This is a genomic window from Pseudomonas sp. B22(2017) (genome assembly GCF_002113105.1).
In the GTDB taxonomy this organism is placed as follows: Bacteria; Pseudomonadota; Gammaproteobacteria; order Pseudomonadales; family Pseudomonadaceae; genus Aquipseudomonas; species Aquipseudomonas asiatica.
On sequence record NZ_NEJN01000014.1, the window covers coordinates 128,131 to 150,683 of the forward strand.

Here is a 22,553-nt window from a genome sequence, read left to right on the forward strand (position 1 = left end):
TCAATTCTTGTTTGCCGGTGACCATGACACGCAGCGACATGTCCGCTGTCGCCATGGCAGGCTTGGGCTGCAATGCAGCCCCAGTCAAGCCGGCAACCTTAACTGACAGACACTGACCCAACGGTCGTTGTTAACAAAACTTTGCAATTTATTACATTCTGCTTGATTTCATTTTGCCTTGGTGCTGTAGAATTGACGGGTTTTGATGTCGCCTGCCTGATTTGTCGCTTTATTGACGCATATCATCAAAGACTAGTGATGGATTAGTCACAGTTACCTTTCACCCGCTTCAATTTACTTTTTCAGAGCCAGTGTTTTGACGAATGGAATGCCGTGGTTGGCTATTTCAGGCTTAGGCGCCGAAAGCAGCCAGCTTCATGTACAGGGACTGTATTGGTTGGCCTGTGACAGCGCAGAAGACGCCACCTTGCTATGCCGCCAGGTGGTTGGGGGGCTGCCCGAGCACGTTCGGGCAGCCCTTGTCGCCGATGCGCAAGCCATCGGTGATGTGCTGGGTGCGCTCGATGCCGAGCAGGGCCCCGGCGCGCTGGCGCTGTACGAAGCCAACCCGCAAGCCGTCTGGCATCTGGGCGATGACCTGCCGCGTATCGATGCCGCCGGGCGTGTGCTGGTGCTGCTTGCGCCTGCAGACGTCTGGGGTGCCGGCAACATCGAAAACTGGTGCAACGCGCTGCGCCCGGTCTTGTCGGCCGAGGCCGCGCTACTGCTGGTCATCAGCAGCGGCCAGAGTGCCGGGCTGGTAGAGCGCCTGCGGGCGTTCAACCAGGGTGTAGATGGCCTGGCCCAGGTGTACCGCGGCAAAGGTGGGGTGCGCTACCTGCAGCATTTCTGGAGCAACTCGCTCGGCAAAACCGGTACGCGCGATGTGGAACTGATGCGGCTCGAAGCGGGCTTCGCCGCCGTCGGGGTGCCGCAGGCACCCAGCGACACCGGTGGCGACGAACTGTTGTGCCTGGCCCAGCGCCAGGTGCTGGAAGGTGCGCCAGCCTTCTCTGAGCACTGGCAGGTCTGCGAGAGCCTTGAGGAGCTGGCTGCCAAAGCAGGCAGGGCGGTTTCCGCCACGGTCATCTTTGCCATGGACGGCGGGCAGCGCCTGGATAGCCTGGCGCGCCAGTTGCACCGCTTGCGCCAGTTGCGTGGCAGTGCCCTGAAGCTGGTGGTGCGCGAGATGGCACCGACCCTGCGCTACCAGGATGAACAACTGCTGCTGGCCTGCGGGGCCAGCCAGATCGTGCCGTTCGGTGCCAGCCTGTCGCGCTTCCTGACCATGGTCGAGAGCATCCAGGGTTACCTCTGGCGGCGGCGCCTGCCAAGCGATTTCGATGCCTTGCTCGCACGCCTGCGGCCGCTGGCCATCTGCGGGCTGGTGGCGCCGCGCGCGTTCGCCGAAGCGGTGCAGACCATGTGGCACGGGGTGCGCAACGGAGAAATCGCCCACCAGTTGCTGGTGTTGCGCCCGGCCCCTGGGCTGACCCCGCTGCAAGCTTGCTCGCGCACGGTGTTCCGCCGCGACGGCGATATCGCCTGCGTGGTGGGCGATGTGCTGTTCCTGTTCCTGTTCGCCTGCCGCTCCGAAGGCGTCGAGCAAGCCCTTGACCACATCTTTCAGTTGTCGTGGAAAGAGTTGTTCATCAGCCAGGAGGTGCTTGCCGGTGTCGACAGCCTGGCCACCCCGGCCTTCCTCGACGATAGCGTGCCACAGCCACCCCGGCTCGACGCGGCGGCGCAGCTGCCCGCCCAGGCCAGGCCGGCCCTGGCACCGCGCCGGGTGGCCCTGGGCAAGCGGGGTACGGCATGAACTTCGTGCAGCTGCTGCAAGTGGTCGGCATCACGGCGCTGGTCACCTTGGCGCTGGCCCTGCTGCTGTTGCGCCTGCGCGCCACGTTGCGCGGCTGGTTGCGCCGCCGCCTTCCACCCCGTTACCTGAAACCGCTGGGCGTACGCCACCGCGCTGCACGCCAGGAACCCCGTAATGACTAATACATCCGCCACCCTCCAGGTACCGGCCCGCTGGCTTGGACTGGGAGGGTGGAACCTCTATTTTCTGACCAAGTTCCTGTTGGTCGCCCTTGGCATGCTCGACTTCCAGGCGCTGCCGAACCTGTTGTTCGCCGCGTTTCTGCTGGTGCCGTTGCCAGGCAGGTGGCTGCGAATCGCGCGGCAGCTGGTGGCCGTACCGGTTGGCATCGCGTTGTTCTACCAGGACACCTGGCTGCCGCCCTTCAGCCGCCTGCTGGCGCAGCCGGGGGTGTTCGATTTCTCGTGGGACTACCTGCTCGAACTGCTCGGCCGCTTCATCAACTGGAACCTGCTGGGCGTGTTGGCGCTATTGTTGGTGGGTTACTTGTACCTGCGCCATTGGCTGCGGCTGAGTACCTTGAGCCTGCTGGGGCTGGCGTGGCTGGCGGTCGGCGGCCTGCCAGCGCTGGGGCTAAATGCGGGCCAGGCGCCTGGCGCCGCGGCTGCCAGCACCACCGAGCAGGCGCAGGCCACCGCGGTTGCCGACAATGCCACGCTCGACAGCTGGCTCGAGCGGTTCTTCGCCAGTGAGCGTGAACGGGTGACAGCATTCCCGGCCATGAAGGCCGATGAGCAGCCGTTCGACCTGCTGGTAATCAACATCTGCTCGCTGGCCTGGGATGACCTGTCCGCCGTCGGGCTACGTGACAACCCGCTGTTCTCGCGCCTGGACGTGATCTTCGACCAGTTCAACTCGGCCACGTCCTACAGCGGGCCGGCCGCCATCCGCGTGCTGCGTGCCAGCTGCGGGCAGTCGTCCCACGCCGGCCTGTACCAGCCTGCCCCGGAGCAGTGCCTGTTGTTCCAGAACCTGGCCAGGCTCGGCTTCCAGAGCAACACCTTGCTCAACCACAGCGGCCGTTTCGACAACTTCATCGGCGATATCACGCAGCAGCAAATGCCTCAACCCGGCCTGCGCAACACTGACTTCCCGCGGGCACTGGTCGGCTTCGACGGCTCGCCGATCGCCAGCGACCTGGAGGTGCTGCGCCGCTGGTGGGGGCAGCGCAAAGGCGCGCCGGCCGAGCATGTATCGCTGTTCTACAACAGCATCAGCCTGCATGACGGCAACCGTATCGTCACCGCCGACGGCGGTACCCGCGTGGCCGATTACGCCACCCGCGCCACCCGGCTGTTCGGCGAGCTTGGCAGCTTCCTCGATGAACTGGAGCGCAGCGGCCGCCGCGTGGTCGTGGCCATTGTCCCGGAACATGGCGCCGCGCTGCATGGCGACCGCATGCAGCTGTCGGGCATGCGTGAAATCCCCACCCCATCGATTACCCATGTGCCGGTGGGCCTGAAGTTCATCGGCATGGGCCAGCCTGCCCGCAGCGAGCCGCTGCACGTCTCGGCACCCACCAGCTACCTGGCGTTGTCCGAGCTGATCTCGCGCGTGTATGCGGGCCTGGGCCAGCAGCAGGTGCTGGATGTGCCCAGCCTGCTGAGCGACCTGCCGACCACCGAACAGGTCGCGGAAACCGCAGGTGCGCAAGTACTGAACTACCAGGGGCGCGCCTACATGCGCCTGCAAGGCCAGCCCGACTGGCAGCCTGTTCCGAAGGAGCGCCCATGATCACTGGCAAGGCAGACCCTGCCGACCGCAGCGACGATATCGCCCAGTTGCGCCAGCACCTGGATATGCCGGACCTGAACTACCAGGACATCTCATTGCTGGTGGGTGTCCAGCAGGCCTTGCAGCGCTGGCCACTGCTGGGTGAAAGCTGCCGGAGCAGCGCCCAGGGAACGTTGTACACGGCGGCGCCGCGGCGTCAGGTGCTGTCGCCATGACCAGCCTGGCGTTGCACGGCGTTCGCGGTGGCCTGGGGCGCAGTGCCTTGCTGGCCGCGCTGGGGCATGCGTTGCAGGGCGTAGGTGAGCGGGTGCTGCTGGTCGACCTGTGCCCAAGCAACCTGCTCGGCCTGCACTTCAATCTGCCCCTCGACACGCGCGAGGGCTGGGCGCTTGCCGAGCGGGAAGGGCGGCCATACAGCGATGCCATGTACGAGGTGCTCGATGGCCTGTGCCTGATGCCGTTCGGCAATCTGCCTGCCGGCACGCGGCCGCCGTCGCCCGATGCAGAAGCCTGGCGCGCGCGCCAGGCCGAGCTGGCCGAACACTTCGACTGGTTGCTGTTCGACCTGCCGCAGCTGCCGGCCGGTGCCGCTGACCAAAGTGTCGAGACTGATGTGCGGGTGTTGGTGGCCGAGGCCGAAATGGCCAGTCATCTGCTGCTCGGGCGCCGGCAGGTCGAGCACTACGACCTGTTGCTGGTCAACCGCTACGACCCCGCCAGCCGCTTGCAGAGCGACCTGCTGATGGTGTGGCGCGACCTGTTCCGAGATCGCCTGCCGATCCAGGTGGTGCACCGCGACGAGGCCTTCCTCGAGGCCCTGGCTTGCAAGGCACCGCTTGGCCACTACGCGCCGCAGAGCCTGGCTTGCCGGGACGTGCAGAGCCTGGCGGTGCGCTGCCTGACGAGGCGCCAGACGTGACCCTGACCCCTCTGTCGGCCTACGCCTGGTTCCGCACACGTGGCGCGCGGCAGCCGGTCGCGTGGCTGTTCACCCTTGGCGTGTGGCTGGCCTTCCTGTTCCTGCGTCTGGAGTCGCCTGCCTGGCAAGCCCTGTTGGCCGAGCGGCAGCGGCTGTACCCGCAACTGGCGGGCAAGCGCCCAAGCCTGGGCGACCCGCTGCGCTTGCTGATCCAGAGCCTGTGGTTGCTGGTCCGGCGCCAACCGCTGCCACGCGAACCGGGGTTTGCCCGCCGTGCCTGGAGTGCAGTGCGTGCGCAGCTGCGCGGTATGCACCAGGTGCTGCGCCGTTACCATGGCCTGCTGATCGAAAGCCTGCAGCAGCTGCCTGCGCGCTACCGCGCCAGCGCTTTCAAGCAGCAAGCCTCGGCACGCCTGCGCGGCTTGAGCGTGTTCGCCCGGTGGGTTTTCTACAGCGTGCTGACCCTCGGCGCCATCGGGCTGGCCGTGCTGTGCGTGACCGAACCGTTCGGCTACCTGGCGCAGCTGGTGTTCATCTGCCTGCTGCTGGGCATTGCCCTGCTGGTGCGGCACATGCCGGGCCGCTTCCCGACCCTGATGCTGATCGTGCTGTCGACGCTCATCTCCTGCCGCTACCTGTGGTGGCGCTACACCTCGACCCTGAACTGGAACGACACCACCGGGCTGGTGTGCGGGTTGATACTGCTGGCGGCAGAAACCTATTCGTGGTTCGTGCTGATCCTGGGCTACATCCAGACCAGCTGGCCGTTGCAGCGCAAGCCGGCGAACCTGCCGGCAAATCCGGCGCACTGGCCGACCGTCGACCTGATGATCCCCACCTACAACGAAGACTTGTCGGTGGTGCGCACCACGGTGCTGGCCGCCCTGGGCCTGGACTGGCCGCGCGAGTGCCTGCGCATCTATATCCTCGACGACGGCCGGCGCGAGGCGTTCCGTGCGTTCGCCGACGAAGTGGGGGTCGGCTACATCGTGCGGCCGGACAACAAGCACGCCAAGGCCGGCAACCTCAACCATGCGTTGGGCGTGACCGACAGCGAGCTGATCGCCATTTTCGACTGCGACCACGTGCCGGTGCGCTCCTTCCTGCAAATGACAGTCGGCTGGTTCCTCAAGGACTCGAAGCTGGCATTGGTGCAGACGCCGCACCATTTCTTCTCGCCCGACCCGTTCGAGCGCAACCTGGGCTCGTTCCGCCGTCGCCCCAATGAAGGCGAGCTGTTCTACGGCCTGATCCAGGATGGCAATGACATGTGGAACGCGGCGTTCTTCTGCGGCTCGTGTGCCGTGCTGCGCCGTACCGCGCTGGAGAGCATCGGCGGTTTCGCCGTCGAAACCGTGACCGAAGATGCCCATACCGCCTTGCGCATGCACCGCCAGGGTTGGTCATCGGCCTACCTGAGCATTCCGCAGGCGGCCGGCCTGGCCACCGAGAGCCTGTCGGCGCACATCGGCCAGCGCATTCGCTGGGCCCGGGGCATGGTGCAGATCTTCCGTACCGACAACCCGCTGTTCGGCCGTGGGCTGAGCCTGTTCCAGCGAGTGTGCTATGCCAACGCCATGCTGCACTTCCTGGCCGGCCTGCCACGGCTGGTGTTCCTGACCGCACCGCTGGCGTTCCTGTTGCTGCATGCCTACATCATCTACGCCCCGGCGTTGATGATCCTGCTGTACGTGCTGCCGCACATGATCCACGCCAGCCTGACCAATTCGCGCATGCAGGGCAAGTACCGGCAGACCTTCTGGGGCGAGGTCTACGAGACCGTGCTGGCCTGGTACATCGCCCGCCCAACCACGGTCGCGCTGTTCGCGCCGAAGAAGGGCAAGTTCAACGTCACCGCCAAGGGCGGCCTGATGGAGCAGGAGCAGTTCGACTGGCGCATTGCCCAACCCTACCTGTGGCTGGCGGCGCTCAACGTGGCCGGCCTGGGCTTCGCCGTGTGGCGCCTGTTCACCGGCCCGGCGGCGGAAATCGGCACGGTGATCGTCAGCTCGCTGTGGGTGATCTACAACCTGCTGATCATCGGCGCCGCCGTCGCCGTGGCTGCCGAAGTGCGCCAGGTGCGCCGCGCCCACCGGGTGCAGATGCGCTTGCCGGCGGGGCTGGTGCTGGCCAGCGGTCACGCCTACCCCTGTACCCTGGTCGACTACTCCGACGGCGGTGTCGGCCTGCAATTGCACCGGGGCCTCGAGTTGCAAGCGGGGGAGCGGGTACGCCTGCTGCTCAACCGCGGCCAACGCGAGTTCGCCTTCCAGGCCTGTGTCACCCGTACCGTCGGGCAACACGTTGGCCTGGTGTTCCACGACCTCGGCCAGCAACAGCGTATCGACCTGGTCCACTGCACCTTCGCCCGCGCCGATGCCTGGCTGGGCTGGAGCGAGCAGCACGAGGTCGATCGCCCGCTGCGCAGCCTGGTCGACGTGCTGAAGCTGGGCGGTGTCGGTTACCTGCGGCTGGTCGAGCACTTGCCGCCATGGGTGCGGGCGTGGCTGCGCCCACTTCACGCGCTGGCGAACTGGCTGGCCAGCTACAGGCCGCGCACACCGCGGCCTGTCCCTTCCTTGAACCCTGTTGATCGAGACGCATGATGACTGGTTATCCCGCGCGTACCTGGGGCCTGGCGATAGCGCTGCTTGCTGCCTTGTCGCAGAGCGCCGCTGCCGCCTCCGTAGCCCCGCTTGCCGAGCCAGCCGTACCCACGGTACCGAACTGGCCGGTTGCGAAAACCTTCGAGCAGCTCGGGCATGCGTCCGACAGCCTGTTGCTGGGGGTGCGCAACAGCGAGCATATCGAATTCGGCCTGCGGCGCGACCGCCTGGCCACCGACGCCAGCCTGCAGCTGGACTACACGCCATCGCCCGCACTGTTGCCGAACCTGTCGCACCTGCGCGTGTACCTGAATGACGAACTGATGGGCGTGGTGCCGGTGGAAAAGGACCAGCTTGGCCAGCGCGTGCGCCGTCAGCTGCCGCTGGACCCGAAGCTGCTCAGCGATTTCAACCGGGTACGCCTGGAGTTCGTCGGGCATTACACCGACATCTGCGAAGACCCTGCGCACAGCGGCCTGTGGCTGAACCTGAACCGCAAGAGCCAGGTGCAGCTGCACGAACAGGCCCTGGCCCTGGACAACGACCTGGCGTACTTCCCGCTGCCGTTCTTTGATGTGCGCGACACCGGCAAGGTAACGCTGCCGGTGGTGTTCAGTGGCGTGCCGAGCCTGGGCGAGCAGCGTGCGGCGGCGATCCTGGCGTCCTACTTCGGCAGCCAGGCCGGTTGGCGCAAGGCGACTTTCCCGGTGCTGTACGACAGCCTGCCGGCCCGTGGCGACAAACCCACGCCGAGCATCGTGTTTGCCAGCAACGACCGTCGCCCGGCCTTCCTTGCCGACCTGCAGCAATTCCCGCCGGTCGACGGCCCGGTACTGCAGATGATCGACCACCCGGACGACCGCTTCAGCAAGGTGCTGCTGGTGCTGGGCCGTAACGACGATGACCTGGTCAAGGCCGCCTCGGCGCTGGCGATTGGCAACAACCTGTTCCGCGGTGCCCGGGTGAAGGTCGAGCAGATGACGGCACTGCAGCCGCGCCAGCCTTACGATGCGCCGAACTGGACACGCACCGACCGCCCGGTACGCTTCGCCGAGCTGCTCGATTACCCCGAGCAGTTGCAGGTCAGCGGCCTGCAACCACGGCCGGTGACGCTTGAGCTGAACCTGCCGCCGGACTTGTTCGTCTGGCGCAACCAGGGCATTCCGCTGCGTACGCTGTACCGCTACACGGCCCCGGCAGTGAGCGACGAATCGCGCCTGAGCATCAGCGTCAACGACCAGTACATCACCAGCATGCCGCTGATGGGCAATGACCGGCGCGGCGGTACGCTCGAGGAAATGCGCCTGGCGGTGTTGTCCGGTGACAACAGCGCATTGACCGAGAAGTCGCTGGTACCGGCGTTGAAGATCGGCGACCGCAACCGCCTGCGCTTCGATTTCAGCTTTGCCAGCACCCTGGGCAGCGCCCAGCGCGACCGCTGCCAGACCTCGTTGCCGGTGGATGTGCGCGCGGCGATCGACGACAATTCGACCATCGACCTGTCCGGTTACCACCACTACATCGCCATGCCCGACCTGCGCGCATTCGCCCGCAGCGGCTTCCCGTTCAGCCGTATGGCCGACCTTTCCGAAACCCTGGTCGTCATGCCGGCCAAGCCCACGGCGATGCAGGTGGGCACCTTGCTCGATGCGGTTGGCGGGCTGGCCGGGCAGATCGGCTACCCGGCGCTTGGCCTTCGGTTGGTCGATGACTGGAAGCAGGCCGCAGCGGCCGATGCCGACTTGCTGCTGCTCGGCAGCCTGCCCGAGGCCCTGGGGGATGCGCCAAACCTTGGCCTGCTGCTCAGTGCCCAGCGGGACTGGCTGCTGCAGGGCCGTAGTACAGGGCTGCCGGGCAGCCAGCGCTTCGATACCGCGCCGGTGGCCGCGAGCAGCCGTGTGGCAGTCAGCGCGCAGGCGCCGATTGCGGCCATCACCGGGCTGAAGTCGCCATTCCACGAGCAGCGCAGTGTCGTCGCCCTGCTGGCCAACAGCGATAGCGACCAAGCGTTGCTGCGCGATGTACTCGGCGATGTGGGCAAGCTCGATGCGGTGGCCGGCTCGGTGACGCTGGTGCGCAGCAGCGGCGTCACCAGCCAGTTCGTCGGCGAGCACTACTTTGTAGGCGCGCTGCCGTGGTGGCTGCTGCTGTGGTTCCACCTGTCCGAGCACCCGGTACTGCTGGCGGCGATCGCGGCCATTTGCGTGGTGCTATTCGCCTTCCTGTTGTGGCGGGCACTGCGCTGGGCAGGCAAGCGCCGCCTGGGTGAGGCGGGGTGATGATGCGTCAGTTGCTGGTCGGGCTGGTCGCCTTGGGCCTGCCCGTTGTCACGAGTGCGGCACCGGCTTGCCCATGGCCGGCCTGGGACCGCTTCAAGGCCGAACTGGTGAGTGTCGACGGTCGGGTCATCGACCCGAGCGACGAGCGCTTGATCACCACCTCGGAAGGGCAGAGCTATGCGCTGTTCTTCGCCCTGGTGGGCAATGACCGGCAAGCCTTCGCGCAGTTGCTGCGCTGGACCGGCAACAACCTGGCGGAGGGCGACCTGGCCCGGCATCTGCCCGCCTGGCTGTGGGGCCGTAACGGCCAGCAGCAGTGGCAGGTGCTGGATGCCAACAACGCCAGCGATGCCGACCTGTGGATTGCCTACAGCCTGCTGGAAGCCGGGCGGCTGTGGGACGAGCCGGCCTACACGCAGCTGGGCCAGCGCCTGCTGTGGCGTATCGCCGCGCAGACCGTGCGCAAGCTGCCGGGCCTGGGGGTGATGCTGCTGCCGGGGGACTACGGCTTCGAAGATGCTCGCGGCGCCCGCTTGAACCCCAGCTATTTGCCGCCGCAGTTGTTCGATCGCTTCAGCCTGGTCGACCCGTTGTGGGGCGAGCTGGCGGCCAACACGCGGCGTTTGTGGCTGGCTTCGTCGCCAAAGGGCTTTGCCCCGGACTGGCTGCTGTGGACGCCAGCCGGTGAACTGGCAGCGGACCCGCAACATGGCAGTGAAGGTGACTATGACGCCATCCGCGTCTACCTGTGGGTCGGCATGCTGGCCAAGGACGCGGCGCAGCGTGCCGAACTGGTGGCCCACTATGCCCCGATGGCGGCATTGACCATGCGCCAAGGGTTGCCGCCAGAGCATGTGGATGCGCACAGCGGTGTTGCCAGCGGCCAAGGCCCGGCAGGTTTCTCTGCGGCGTTGCTGCCGTTGCTGGCGGCATCGCCGGAGCACGTCGCGGGCCTGGCGGCCCAGCGTCAGCGCCTGCGCGAGCAGCCAGTCCAAGCCAAGGCCTATTACAGCCAGGTGCTGGCGCTGTTTGGCCAGGGCTGGGACCAAGGCCGTTACCGTTTTGACTCGCACGGCCGCCTGTTGCCGGCCTGGAGCGCGCCATGCAGCGAATGATCGGCGTGCTGATGCTGGCGGCAGTGACCTGCCAGGCCACGGCACAACCCAAGGATGCCGGCGAACAGCGCCAATGGCTGCTGGACCAGGTGCGTCGCGGCGAGGCGCTGCACCGTGACGACTTGGTGCGCGATGCACTGGGGCGGCTGCAATTGCTCGAGCCGCGCAACCCGGATGTGTTGCTGGCGGCCCTGAGCCTGGCATTGCGCGAAAAGAACAGCACCGAGGCCGAGCAGTTGAGTGCGCGGATCAGTGCCATCGCGCCTGGCAGCTTGCAGGCACGCCAGGCCAGGCGGCTGCTCGAGCTGCAGCAGCCGGAGCGCGTGCGGCAATTGCAGCAGGCCCGCCTGCTGGCGGTCACCGGGCGCAATGAAGAGGCGCTGGCGGCCTATGAACAGTTGTTCGCTGGTGAACCGCCCAGCCTGGAATTGGCCCTGGACTACTGGCGCGTGCGCGGCAACCTCCCAGGCCAGCGCCCTGAAGCGATCAGGCAGCTGCAGCAGCTGGACCAGCAGTACCCGGGCAGTGCCGGGCTGCGCCAGACCTTGGCCGGTTGGCTGTTCGCCGAAAATCGCGACCGCGAAGCCTTGGCCTTGCTCGACCAGCTGTCGCGCGACCCTGGCGCACGGGATGCCGCTGCCCAGCGTGAGTTCGACTACCTGTCCGGGCAAGCGGTGAGCGCCGCCAGCGCGGCGGCCTGGCAAGCGTTTCTCCTGCGTTACCCCGCCTCACCCTTGCAGGCGCAGGCCAGCGAGACCCTGCAACACCAGCGCAAACTGCTGGCCGACCCGTCCTGGCAGGCTGGCCAGCGGGGCTTGGCATTGCTCGACAAGGGCCGCAACGCTGAAGCCGAAGCACAACTGCGCCGGGCGCTGCGCCAGTATCCGGATGATGCCAGCCTGCAGGGTGCACTGGGCTATGCGCTGATGCGCCAGAGCCGCTACGAAGACGCCAATGCGGCGTTCCGGGCGGCGAGCGCCAAGGAGCAGGACACCTACTGGATCAGCCAGTGGAAGGACCTGGAGTCGTCCAGCCAGTATTGGGCCCTGCTCAGCAAAGGCGAGCGGGCACTGCAGGCGAAAGACCTGCGCGCTGCCCGTGCCTTCTACCAGCAGGCACGCCAGCAGCGCCCGAAGGAGGAATACGCCTTGCTGGGCCTGGCGGATGTCTCGCTGGCCGAGGGCGATACAGCCGCCGCCGAGCGGCAATTCCTGCAGGTTCGGCGCATGGCACCGGATAACGAAAGTGCCATGCGCGGCTTGGTGCGTGTGTACCAGGCGCAATCGCCCGACAAGGCGCGGGCGTACCTCGACAGCCTGTCGCCTCGGCAGCAAGCGCAGTTCGCCAGCCTGCGCCGCAGCCTGGAACTCGCACGCCTGCGCCAGCAAGGTGACCAGGCCATGCAGCGTGAGGACTGGGTGGCTGCCAGCCAGGCGCTGGGCCAGGCCACGGCCTTGGCCCCGGATGAGCCCTGGCTGGTCTACCAGCTGGCCAGCAGCCTGCGCCACCTGGGGCGCACCGCCGAAGCCGACGCGGCATTCGCCAGCATCGTGCAGCGCCAGCCGAGCGACCCATCTACCCGCTTTGCCCATGGCCTGTTCCTGGAGTCCAGCGACCGCGATGCGCTGGCCCTGGACAGCCTGGGCGCGGTGCCGCAGGGGGCCTGGAACGCTGACATGCATGCACTGGAGCAGCGTATCCGCCGTCGCATGACCCTGGCCTCGGCGCAGCAACTGCAGGCGCAAGGCCGCACGGCTGAAGCGACCCGCCTGCTCGAGGCCAGCCTGGCGCGTGGCGAAGGCAGCACCGACGACCTGATGCTGCTGGCTGACTGGGCGGCGGCCAATGGTGAGCCTGGCAAGGCGCGCGGTTATTACCAGCGCGTGCTTGCCGTGCAGCCTGGGCAACCCCAGGCGCGCCTTGGAGTGATCGAAAGCGCGGTGGCCGAAGGCAACCTGGCACAGGCCCGGCACATGCTGGCTGTGCAGGTACCGCAACTGGCTGCCGATGACAGCAACGCCCAGCGGCGCCTGGCGGCTGTCTGGGTCGCCTTGGGCGAATACGACCAGGCGGCCAGAATGCTCGACCAGACCGCAGCGCAGCAGCCTCGCCCCGATCCCTTGTTGCGGCGCGACGCTGCCCGCCTGGTAGCGCAGGATGAGCCGCAACGGGCGCTGGACCTTTACGCCGCAGCGATGGCCGATGCGCAGTTGCTCGAACGTACTGCCGTGTCGCCACGGGACGACCGTGCACTGACGCTGGCCAGCCGTGAGCAGGATGACGACGACTGGCTGGCACGCAGCGTGCGCAGCGACGTCGATGCGCTGTATCGCCAGCGCAATACCCATGTGACGTTGATGCACGACTACGGTTGGCGTGAGGACGACGGTACGCCGGGCACGTCCGAACTGAGTACCCAGTCGACCTTGCTGCATGTCGATACCCCCTGGCAGGACGGCACCGCCTTTGCGCGGGTGGAGCGCATAGGCATGGATGCGGGGTCGTTCGAGCAGAACGACCAGGGGCGCTATACCCCGGATTTCGGCAGCTGTCAGTTTGTTGGCATTACCAACAAGCCGGTCCCCGAGTGCAAGGGTGGCTCGCAAACCGCTGACGGCAGTGTGCTGGCGCTGGGTTGGCAGGGCAGCCGCTGGGCCTTCGACCTGGGCACCACCCAGGGCTATGCGATCAACAACTGGTTGGGTGGCGCCACGGTCAACGGTGACCTCGGCCAGCTTGGCTGGTCGCTGACCGCTTCGCGGCGGCCGATGAGCAACTCGCTGTTATCGTTTGCCGGGGCACGTGACCCGCGCACGGGCGTGCGCTGGGGTGGGGTCACGGCCAATGGCGCCACGCTCGGCCTGAGCTGGGACCAAGGCGGTGACAACGGCGTCTGGGCCAGCCTCGGGCACCACTGGCTGTATGGCGAAAACGTCGCCGACAACCAGCGCACCCGGGCCATGGCCGGCTGGTACCACCGTGTGGTGGAAAGAGCCGATGAGCGTGTGCGCGTGGGCCTTACGCTGATGCACTGGCGTCACGACAAGGACCTGGGCGGCTACAGCCTGGGGCAGGGCGGCTACTACAGCCCGCAGCGCTACACATCGGTTGGCGTGCCGGTCAGCTATGCCTGGCGCAACTACGACTGGTCGGTGCTGCTGGAAGGCTCGGTCAGCTGGTCCCAGGCCCACAGCGGCCGCAGCCGGCTGTATCCGGACACGCACCTCAACCGCAAGTTGATGGATCGATTTGATATTGGCGAGTCGAACATCGATGCGATGCGCGACGCCAGCGACAGCAGCGGGCTGGGCTACCGCCTGCGCGGGCTGTTCGAGCGGCGCCTGAGCGACCGTTGGGTGTTGGGCGGCGGCTTCGACTGGCAGCACAGCGACGACTATGCGCCTAGCCATGGCATGCTCTACCTGCGCTACCTGTTCGAGCCGTGGCGGGGCAACCTGGCGCTGCCGGTGACGCCGCTGGAGCCCTATAGCGAGTGGCGTTGATTCCGAATGCAGACGCTGTGTGCGGATTTACCCGTGAAGAGTCGGGCCTGCAGGGAACGGTCAGCGCCGTGCCGACAACTGCTGCGGTGCCAAAAAAGCATCATGGAAGTAATTGCGTACAGCCTGCATCGCCGGGCTGAACGCCCGTTCCCGGTGCCAGGCCAACCCAACGCTCATCGGTGTCACCGGGTCGCTGATGGTCACCGTCTCGATACGCTTGCCCTCCAGCGACCAGGGCCGGTGCACCAGGTCCGACAGGATCGCTACACCGCTGCCATTGGCAACCATGCTACGCACGGCCTCCACCGAACTGGTCCGCACCCGCACTCTCGGCCGCTGCCCGGCCTGCTCCCAATAGCGCATGGCGCTTTGCTCGGCCTCATCCACGGTCAGCAGTATGAACGGCTCGCAGGCCACATCGGCCAGGCTTACCGCCGAGCGCTCGCACAGCGGATGGTTGCCAGGCAGCCACAGGCGGCGTTCGGAGTTGAACAGGGTTTCCGAGACGATGTCCGGGTGGGTGAGGTTGGCGGTGAGTACCACTGCCATGTCGAAACGACCCTCCAGCAACCCTTGCTCGATGGCGCTGCGCTCCTGCTCGTACAGCTCCAGGGTCACATCCGGATGCCAGTGCTCCAGCCGCTGCAGGTGATGGGGCAGGAAGTAGCCGATCACCGTGTAGCTTGCCGCCAGGCGCAGCAGGCCACTGGCGCGCACGTCCGGCAGCGGGCTGTTCAACGCATCGTCCACGCTACGCAGGATCACGTAGGCGCGGTTGAGGAAGTGCCGGCCAGCCTCGGTCAGGCTCATGCCCTGCGCCGAGCGCTGGAACAGCAGCACGCCGAGCATCGCCTCCAGCTCCTTGATCGCCGTGGTCACTGCAGACTGGGAAATGTTCAGGTGGATTGCCGCCTGGGAAATCTGGCCGATCTCGGCGGTGGCGACGAAATAGCGGACCTGGCGCAGGGTCAGTGACACGGTAGCTCCCGGGGTATCTAATTTTCAGAAGACACCCTATCTGTTTATAGATCTTCCCAAGGGGGTGCGGAGAATCTAACGTGGCTTGCATGCAGTCACAAGCGCCAGGAGAGACAGTCATGCAGGTTGTGGATTTCAACTCGGACATGGGTGAGGGCTTTGGCCCGTGGACGATTGGCGATGGCGTCGACAACGAGCTGATGGGCTACATCAGCACGGCCAACATCGCCACCGGCTTCCATGCTGGTGACCCTGGCACCATGCGCCGTACCGTCGAGCGGGCCAAGGCCCTGGGCGTCGCAGTGGGGGCGCACCCTGGGTTCCGCGACCTGGTCGGCTTCGGTCGCCGACACATCAATGCCCCGGCCCAGGAACTGGTCGACGACATGCTCTACCAACTCGGCGCCCTGCGTGAAATTGCCCGCGCCCAGGGCGTGCGCCTGCAGCACATCAAGCCGCACGGTGCCCTGTACATGCATCTGGCACGTGACGAAGAAGCTGCACGGCTGCTGGTGGCGAACCTGCGAGTGATCGAGCCGGAGCTGCTGCTGTACTGCATGCCGGGTTCGGTGATCTGCCGCATCGCCCAGGAACTTGGCCAGCCGGTCATTCGCGAGTTCTACGCCGACCGCGAGTACGACCTGAGCGGTTCGATCGTGTTCACCCGCAATGTGCGGGGCTACGAACCTGGAGCGGTCGCTGAACGGGTGTTGCGGGCTTGTCAGCAAGGCTTGGTGCGCACGGTCGAGGGCCAGGACCTGGCCATCGAATTCGATTCCATCTGCCTGCACAGCGACACCCCGGGGGCGCTCGACCTGGTCGAGGCCACGCGCAAGGCGCTGGACGCTGCCGGTATCGTGGTGCGTGCGCCACGCTGAAACCGTGGGGCATCCGGCAGGTATACGCCGGAGCCCGTGCAATTTGCTTTCGCCTGCCTTTCTGTAAAGACTCCAAGAAAAGGAACAGTCATGGCCGAACCGCTCGCTACAACCCCTATCCGCTACAGCTTCGGCGCCGACGAGCACCTGTTTGCCGAAGTCAGCGAGAGCATGTCGCTGGAGGCCTTTTTCAAGGGCATGGCCGTCACCCGCGCGGTGGAGCGGCTGGCCCTGGATGGCGTGCTGGATGTGTGCCTGGCCAACGCCTCGTTCCAGATTCGCTTCGACCCGGACCGTATCGCGCCGCAGGCACTGCTGGAGGCGGTGCGCGGTGCCGAAGCGCAGGCGGTGGCCGAGCGCTCGTTGCAGACACGGATCATCGAGATTCCAGTGCTGTACAACGACCCCTGGACCCATGAAACACTGATGCGTTTTCGTGACCGCCACCAGGACCCGGGCAGCACCGACCTGGAGTACGCCGCGCGGATCAACGGCCTGGCCGATGTCGAGGGGTTCATTGCCGCGCACAGCGGTGCGCCGTGGTTCGTGTCGATGGTCGGGTTCGTTGCCGGCCTGCCGTTCATGTTCCAGATGGTCGAGCGAGAGCGGCAACTGCAGGTGCCCAAGTACCTGCGCCCGCGTACTGACACCCCCAAGCTCACCCTTGGCCATGGCGGCTGTTTCGGCTGCATCTATTCAGTGCGCGGGGCAGGTGGCTACCAGATGTTCGGCGTCACTCCGGCGCCTATCTACGACCCGCAGCAGACGCTGAACTACCTGAAGGAGCACATGGTGTTCTTCCGCCCGGGAGACATCGTGCAGTTCAAACCCATTGACCGCCGCACCTACGACCAGGCGGTGGCGGATGTCGAAGAAGGCCGTTTCGACCTGCGCATTCGCCCGGTGGAATTCTCCCTGGACGCGTTCCTCGCCGACCCGGTCGGCTATCCACGGACCCTGCAGGAGGTGCTGGCATGATCAAGGTACTCAAACCCGGGCTGGCTACCTCGGTGCAGGACCTGGGCCGCGAAGGCTACTACCACCTGGGCATCCCGCCGTCCGGCGCCCTCGATCAGTACGCCCTGAGGGCGGCCAACCACCTGGTGGGCAACCCGGCCGGCGCCGCGGGCCTCGAGTGTGCGCTGGTGGGGCCGGAGCTGGAGTTCCAGCAGGATGCGCTGGTGGCGGTTTGCGGTGCGCAGATGCCGGCCTTGCTCGATGGCCGCGAGCAACGCCCGGATACGGCGTTTGCCGTACGTGCCGGGCAGGTGTTGCGTTTCGGCTTCCCTACCGCAGGCGCCCGGGCCTACCTGGCAGTGGCCGGCGGTATCGCTGTACCCGAGGTGCTCGGCAGCCGCTCCACCTATGCGTTGGGTGCATTGGGTGGCTTGCAAGGGCGCAAGCTGATGGCGGGTGACCTGTTGCCGGTCGGCATGCCCAGCGGCAAGACCCGCGCCGGTGCGAGCCTGCCAATGGCCTTGCGCCAGGCCTTGGGCGGCGAGGTGGTACTACGGGTGGTGCCAGGGCTGTATTTTCACCGCCTGACCAAGGCTGCGGCGCAAAGCTTTTTCACCGAAGCCTGGACGGTAGGCTCCGAGGCAGACCGTATCGGCTACCGCTACAAGGGCGGCAGTGCCTTGAGCTTCCAGCCGCGGGAGCAGCCGTTCGGGGCCGGCTCGGATCCATCGAACATCGTTGACAGCTGCTACCCGATCGGTTCGATCCAGGTACCTGCGGGGCTGGAGCCGATCATCCTGCACCGTGATGCGGTGTCGGGTGGCGGCTACGCCATGATCGGCACGGTGATCAGCGCCGACCTGGACCTGATCGGGCAGATGCAGCCCAACCAGCAGGCGCGGTTCCTGGAAGTCAGCCTGGAGGACGCACTGGAGGCTCGGCGCTCGTACAAGAAGAAGCTGGGTTGCCTGGCCAGGTTGTTTGGCTGATTGATCGGTTGCGGCGCTGCGCCGCCCACACAAGGGCTGGCGCAGTCGTTGCAGGAGCGGCCTTGTGTCGCGAAAGGGCCGCAGAGCGGCCCCGGAATTCCGGCATTGCAGCGTCCAGACAAGCCAAAAGGCGAAAATTCCTACAGCGTTTTGGGACGCTCCACGCTCCTCGAAGAATTGATTCCCCGATAGTGTTCATGTCTTCAGCCTACTGGAAGACAAGGACCTCTTCATGCTCGGCCCATCTGCTGTTCGTCCTGGAAAATCCCAGGCCGCCAACGCTGCCCATGACGTAACCGAAAGCAGCCTGCATGCCATGCTCGATGTCCCGGGGGGCACCGATTCACCCTATCCACCCGGCCAGGGCAGGCGCGCAGATCATCAGGGTTATCCGGCCGACCCGGACTTCCGGCTACGCGGCGGCTTCGCCAACCTGATGCTCGACGCGGCCAACCCGCTGTTCGGCCTGGTCATACGCCTGCGTACGCTGGATGACCTGCCCAACATCGAACAGGTGCACAAGGCCCTGCAGACCCAGGTCAGCGCCATCCGCGAGGAAATACAGCAGCACGGTTATTCCGCCGTGCACCTCGAAGTCTATTCCTATGCCTTGTGCCTTTATCTCGACGAGGCCGTGATGAGCCGCCCCTGGGGGAACAATTCGTGCTGGAGCCACGAACCGCTGCTCAGCATCTTCCATGACGAAACCCAGGGTGGCGAGAAGATCTTCGTGTTGCTGGAGCGGTTGATGCAGTCGCCCAAGGAGTTTCAGGATGTGCTGGAGTTCCTGTACTTCTGCTTTTGCCTGGGCCTGAAGGGCAAGTACGCCCTCGACCCGAAGTGCGATGAAATCATCAACGCCCTGATTTCGCGGATGCACAAGGTCATTCGTGAACTGCGCGGCCCCACGCCGGAATTCGTGGGCGACCCGTATACCAACGTGGTCCATCGCCCCCACCGCAGGCTGCGCCGGGAATGGCCCTGGTGGAGCCCGTTGGTGATCTCCGCCATCGCCATGGTCTGCGCCTACTGCTACTACAGCTACCGCCTAAGCCTGATCACCGCCGAGGTGCTGGAATCGCTCAACGGCATTTTGCAGCAGTAGCAGGGGAATCCGCATGCCTAGCCAATCCGACTTGCGCTTCACCTTCCAGCCGCTGGCTGGCCAGATTGACTTCGAAGTGGTTTCGTTCGAACTCGACGAAATGATCAGCTCACCGTTCCAGCTGAAACTGGAACTGATCAGTTTTGAAGACGAGGTCGACTTCGGCCAGTTGCTCGACAAACCAGTGCTGTTCACGATCTGGCGCGGTGAGCGCCCCTTGCGCTATGTGCACGGCCTGGTCAGCAGTTTCAGCCAGGGTGAGACGGGGTTCTATCGCACCCGTTACCGCGCATTGGTCGAGCCTGTGCTGGCCCGTGCCGGCTTGCGTTCGAACTGGCGCATCTTCCAGCAGAAGACCGTGCCGCAGATTCTCGAATTGATGCTCAAGCGCCAGGGCATTGCCCGTTTCGAAATCAAGAGCATGGGCGAGCATCAGGTGCGCGAGTTCTGCGTACAGGCCGGTGAAACGGACCTCGACTTCATCGCCCGCCTGGCGGGTGAAGAGGGTTTCGTCTATCGCTTCGAGCACACGCCGAAACACCACCTGTTGGTCATCTCCGACCGACTGCTGGCGCTGGGGCAGATCAGTCGAAGCGCGCTCAAGGCCGACGACGAGGATGATGACTTCTTCGATGAAGACGACATCGGCCCCGACCAGGTGCTGTACCGCGCCAACAGCGGTGGCGACCAGGCCAGGCCTTGCCTGCGCCGCCTGCGTTACAGCGAACAGGTGCGCACCGCCCGCCAGGTGCAGCGGGACTACACCTTCACCAACCCGCAGTACCGGCAGGAACACCGCGCTGGTGACAGTAGCATCACCCATCAGTCCCGGGACTATGAGCGCTTCGACTACCCCGGCCGCTACAAGCGCGATGCGGTGGGTGTACCCTTTACCGCTACCCGCCTGACGGCCCTGCGCCATGACGCCCGTATTGCCGAAGTCGAGGGTGACGATGTACGCCTGCAACCAGGGCTGAGCTTTACCCTCATCGAACACCCGCGCAAAGACCTCAACGCGCATTGGCGTGTGATGCGTGTACATCACGAGGGCAGCCAGTTCACCAGCCTGCAAGAAGAAGCTGCCGGGGCCGAACAAGGAACGCGCTACTCGCAGGAAGCCGTGCTGGTGCCCGGCCGAATCGAATGGCGCCCGGCGCCGTTGCCCAAGCCCCGCATCGACGGCCCGCACATGGCCACGGTCGTCGGGCCGCCCGGGGAAGAGATCTACTGCGACGAGTGGGGCCGGGTCAAGGTGAGCTTCCCCTGGGACCGGGAGAGCGAGAACAACGAGTTCAGCTCCTGCTGGGTGCGCGTGTCACAAGGCTGGGCCGGCGGTAGCTGGGGCTCGATGGCTATCCCGCGCATCGGCCAGGACGTGATCGTCCAGTACGTCAACGCCGACCCCGACCAGCCGATGATCACGGGGCGTACCTATTGCGGCGACCAGCTGCCGCCGTACGACCTGCCCGAACACAAGACGCGCATGACCATCAAGAGCCAGACCCACAAAGGCGATGGTTTCAACGAGCTGCGCTTCGAGGACGAACTCGGCAAGGAAGAAGTGTTCATCCATGCCCAGCGGGACCAGAACAATGTAGTCGGCAATGATGAGACCACGCGTGTGGGGCGTAATCGTGTCGAGCAGGTCGGCAATGATGAGCACTTGAGTATCGGCAATGACTTCCGCCAGGAAACCGGGGGTGACCATACCCAGCTCATTGGGCAAACCTGCCACGTAGACATCAAGCAGGACCTGATCGAGAAGATAGGCAACGACCGTAGCGAATCAACAGGGGCCAATCACAGGGCCCTTGTCGGGAAAGACGCCGAGCTGGTCGTCAAAGGTACGCAAAAGGTCACCGTCGGGCAGGGCATGGAGCAACATACGACGATCTATCAGCTGCGCGCCAGTGAGCGCATCGAGTTCAGAACCGCGGGCGGCAGCATTGTGCTGGACGGGCAGGGCATCACCATCAACGGGCTGAAGCTCGAGCTGTTGGGGCAAACCAGCGCGGCTGCGTCAGGGGCTGGAAACAGCCAGCCACTTACGCTTGCGCCTGACGCCAGCAACAAGTGCGAGGCCAAGGCCTGATGCGCACTGACAACCTGGCGAGGCTCATCGAAAGCCATCATGGGGCGCACTTGTACTGCCATGTGCTGATAGATCCGCTTGCGACTGCTCACGATGGCGACCACGGCGTGCTTGCCCCGCTGCGCAATGCCCTGGGTGAGCAGGCATTGACCCGTGTGCACCGGGCCGACCTGGCCCATGCCCCCCAACTGCATCCCGTACTGGTCTGCCTGGCTTCGCCCGGCATGGTCTCCAGTCGCCGTCTGTTGGAACTGACCGCCCGAGCGGCGCAGAGGGCGTTGTTTCAGCAACGGCGTTACCTGTGTGGCTGGCTGTTCAGTGAGGCGCCTTCGGCCACTGTCGCGTCCCATCTCACGGCCTTGTGTCGGCTACCCGATTCCAATCGGGAATTTGGCTGCTACCCGGTCTACGAACCCGTCCGGCTGGAGTTGCTGGCGGCGACGTTCGAGCGGCTTGAACAAGGCCCATGGTGGCCGATCAGTGACTGGTTGTTCCTGAGTAGCGGTGGGAGGTTGGCAAGCCTGAAAGGGCAGAGCGGGCAGCGACACCCTTTGCCGACCCCTGCGCGGCGAATTCAGGATGACGTGGGGCTGATCGAACGTGTGCTGGCTACCTGGAGAGTGTTGCGGGCGGGTTCGCAGCACATCAATCAGTGCCAGATTCCACCGTTTGCTGCGGTGCGTGCTTCGAACCATGTCGATGATGCACGCAGGTTGGGCCTGAGCGAGATGGAGGACATCGTGGCCTTCGCTCTCCATCACCTGTGCATTCACCCCAGGCTGCATACCGTACCTGCGGTGGGCGAAATGATCGACGCAGCGGCCAGAGGCCAGGCGCCTCTTGCCGCGTTGCTCGCCCGCTACTCCGAGGCGCAATGGCGCCAACTGATCGAATGCCTGCCGAAATCCGAGAATCGCTCATGACCATCAGCCAACGTATTGCCCTCGCGATCGCCGAAGCCGGGCTGCCGCACGACCAGTGCATGTTCTGCGAGCGCCAGGGCCTGCCGATCCTGCCGCTGCGTCGCGCCCTGGTGCCCGATACCCGCCCCGAGTGTGTCTCCACCGTGGCGGATAACCGGCATATCTCGACAAAGATCGGCTTGCGCACCTTGCGCAGGGGCTTCCTGTATGTGCTGCTCGACCAGCAGGTCTGGCATGCCTATGCCGTCAGCGAGCAAGGTCATCTGCGCCGCTTCAACCCTTACGAGCCGCCAGATGGTCCGCCTTCGCCGCTGCCCGAAAAATGCGTGAACGCAGATCACGACATTCCTTCGGCCTTTCTCAACCTCGATACCGGCAGGTACACCAGCGCCTGGCTGGCCTTCTCCAGTGACGCCTGGCCGGTGAGCGTGCTGAACGCCTACAAGAGCGGCGCGTCGCCTGCGCATCGCTTCCAGGGCCTGGACCTGATCCAGGCGCGCAACAATCCCGAACTGCTGGGCATCGCCATGACGCCCGATAAGCTTGGGGTCGACCAGCAGGTGTTCGAGTACGCCCAGCATGGCTGTGCCCCCTTC

At 65.5% G+C, this 22,553-nt stretch carries 17 protein-coding genes; 16 read left to right on the forward strand and 1 reads right to left on the reverse strand.

What is annotated here, in order from left to right; all coding sequences use genetic code 11:
- Nucleotides 1–328 precede the first annotated feature (328 nt).
- Genes bcsE through bcsC form a run of 9 tightly spaced genes read left to right on the forward strand, consistent with a single transcriptional unit; the run spans nt 329 to nt 14,035 of the window.
- Entirely contained in the window at nt 329–1,819 is a 1,491-nt protein-coding gene (gene bcsE, locus CAG18_RS22810) for a cellulose biosynthesis protein BcsE (protein ID WP_085721606.1), read from the forward strand.
- A complete protein-coding gene (gene bcsF / locus CAG18_RS22815) occupies nt 1,816–2,001 on the forward strand; it encodes a cellulose biosynthesis protein BcsF (protein ID WP_039613316.1) in 186 nt (61 codons plus the stop codon). The genes bcsE and bcsF overlap by 4 nt, the downstream gene beginning before the upstream one ends.
- On the forward strand, nt 1,994–3,613 hold the full coding sequence (gene bcsG, locus CAG18_RS22820) for a cellulose biosynthesis protein BcsG (RefSeq protein WP_085721607.1): 1,620 nt from the start codon (nt 1,994–1,996) through the stop codon (nt 3,611–3,613). The genes bcsF and bcsG overlap by 8 nt, the downstream gene beginning before the upstream one ends.
- Nucleotides 3,610–3,828 (forward strand): cellulose biosynthesis protein BcsR, encoded by a 219-nt coding sequence (gene bcsR, locus CAG18_RS22825; protein WP_025339608.1) that lies wholly within the window; start codon nt 3,610–3,612, stop codon nt 3,826–3,828. Before bcsG ends, bcsR begins: the two co-directional genes overlap by 4 nt.
- Nucleotides 3,825–4,532, forward strand: coding sequence for a cellulose biosynthesis protein BcsQ (gene bcsQ / locus CAG18_RS22830; protein ID WP_085721608.1), 708 nt, complete (start codon nt 3,825–3,827; stop codon nt 4,530–4,532). Before bcsR ends, bcsQ begins: the two co-directional genes overlap by 4 nt.
- A complete protein-coding gene (gene bcsA / locus CAG18_RS22835; protein ID WP_085721609.1) occupies nt 4,529–7,138 on the forward strand; it encodes a UDP-forming cellulose synthase catalytic subunit in 2,610 nt (869 codons plus the stop codon). The genes bcsQ and bcsA overlap by 4 nt, the downstream gene beginning before the upstream one ends.
- Complete coding sequence (gene bcsB, locus CAG18_RS22840; RefSeq protein WP_371807321.1) at nt 7,138–9,417, forward strand: cellulose biosynthesis cyclic di-GMP-binding regulatory protein BcsB; 2,280 nt, start codon at nt 7,138–7,140, stop codon at nt 9,415–9,417. Before bcsA ends, bcsB begins: the two co-directional genes overlap by 1 nt.
- A complete protein-coding gene (gene bcsZ, locus CAG18_RS22845) occupies nt 9,417–10,532 on the forward strand; it encodes a cellulose synthase complex periplasmic endoglucanase BcsZ (protein WP_085721611.1) in 1,116 nt (371 codons plus the stop codon). The genes bcsB and bcsZ overlap by 1 nt, the downstream gene beginning before the upstream one ends.
- On the forward strand, nt 10,520–14,035 hold the full coding sequence (gene bcsC / locus CAG18_RS22850) for a cellulose synthase complex outer membrane protein BcsC (protein ID WP_085721612.1): 3,516 nt from the start codon (nt 10,520–10,522) through the stop codon (nt 14,033–14,035). The genes bcsZ and bcsC overlap by 13 nt, the downstream gene beginning before the upstream one ends.
- A 60-nt stretch (nt 14,036–14,095) precedes the next feature.
- Here the strand turns inward: bcsC and CAG18_RS22855 are convergent, their stop codons facing one another.
- On the reverse strand, nt 14,096–15,013 hold the full coding sequence (locus CAG18_RS22855; RefSeq protein WP_085721613.1) for a LysR family transcriptional regulator: 918 nt from the start codon (nt 15,011–15,013) through the stop codon (nt 14,096–14,098).
- A 119-nt stretch (nt 15,014–15,132) separates the two neighbouring features.
- Here CAG18_RS22855 and CAG18_RS22860 point away from each other — a divergent pair, with 119 nt between their 5' ends.
- The 7 genes from CAG18_RS22860 to CAG18_RS22890 form a co-directional block, all read left to right on the forward strand.
- Complete coding sequence (locus CAG18_RS22860; protein ID WP_039613309.1) at nt 15,133–15,891, forward strand: 5-oxoprolinase subunit PxpA; 759 nt, start codon at nt 15,133–15,135, stop codon at nt 15,889–15,891.
- Between the two features lie 90 nt (nt 15,892–15,981).
- A complete protein-coding gene (locus CAG18_RS22865; RefSeq protein WP_013972123.1) occupies nt 15,982–16,869 on the forward strand; it encodes an allophanate hydrolase subunit 1 in 888 nt (295 codons plus the stop codon).
- Nucleotides 16,866–17,837 (forward strand): biotin-dependent carboxyltransferase family protein, encoded by a 972-nt coding sequence (locus CAG18_RS22870; RefSeq protein WP_085721614.1) that lies wholly within the window; start codon nt 16,866–16,868, stop codon nt 17,835–17,837. The genes CAG18_RS22865 and CAG18_RS22870 overlap by 4 nt, the downstream gene beginning before the upstream one ends.
- Nucleotides 17,838–18,069: 232 nt before the next feature.
- The gene (icmH, locus tag CAG18_RS22875) at nt 18,070–18,942 is read left to right on the forward strand and encodes a type IVB secretion system protein IcmH/DotU (RefSeq protein WP_085721615.1); all 873 of its coding nucleotides are present in this window, start codon (nt 18,070–18,072) and stop codon (nt 18,940–18,942) included.
- Between the two features lie 13 nt (nt 18,943–18,955).
- Nucleotides 18,956–21,034: a type VI secretion system Vgr family protein gene (locus CAG18_RS22880; protein WP_085721616.1), complete on the forward strand. Its 2,079-nt coding sequence runs from the start codon at nt 18,956–18,958 to the stop codon at nt 21,032–21,034.
- Nucleotides 21,034–21,957 carry a hypothetical protein gene (locus tag CAG18_RS22885; RefSeq protein ID WP_085721617.1) on the forward strand — a complete coding sequence of 308 codons (924 nt, stop codon included), beginning with the start codon at nt 21,034–21,036 and terminating at the stop codon, nt 21,955–21,957. Before CAG18_RS22880 ends, CAG18_RS22885 begins: the two co-directional genes overlap by 1 nt.
- On the forward strand, nt 21,954–22,553 hold a 600-nt coding region (locus CAG18_RS22890), incomplete at its 3' end, for a T6SS effector BTH_I2691 family protein (RefSeq protein ID WP_305880034.1). The genes CAG18_RS22885 and CAG18_RS22890, both read left to right, overlap by 4 nt.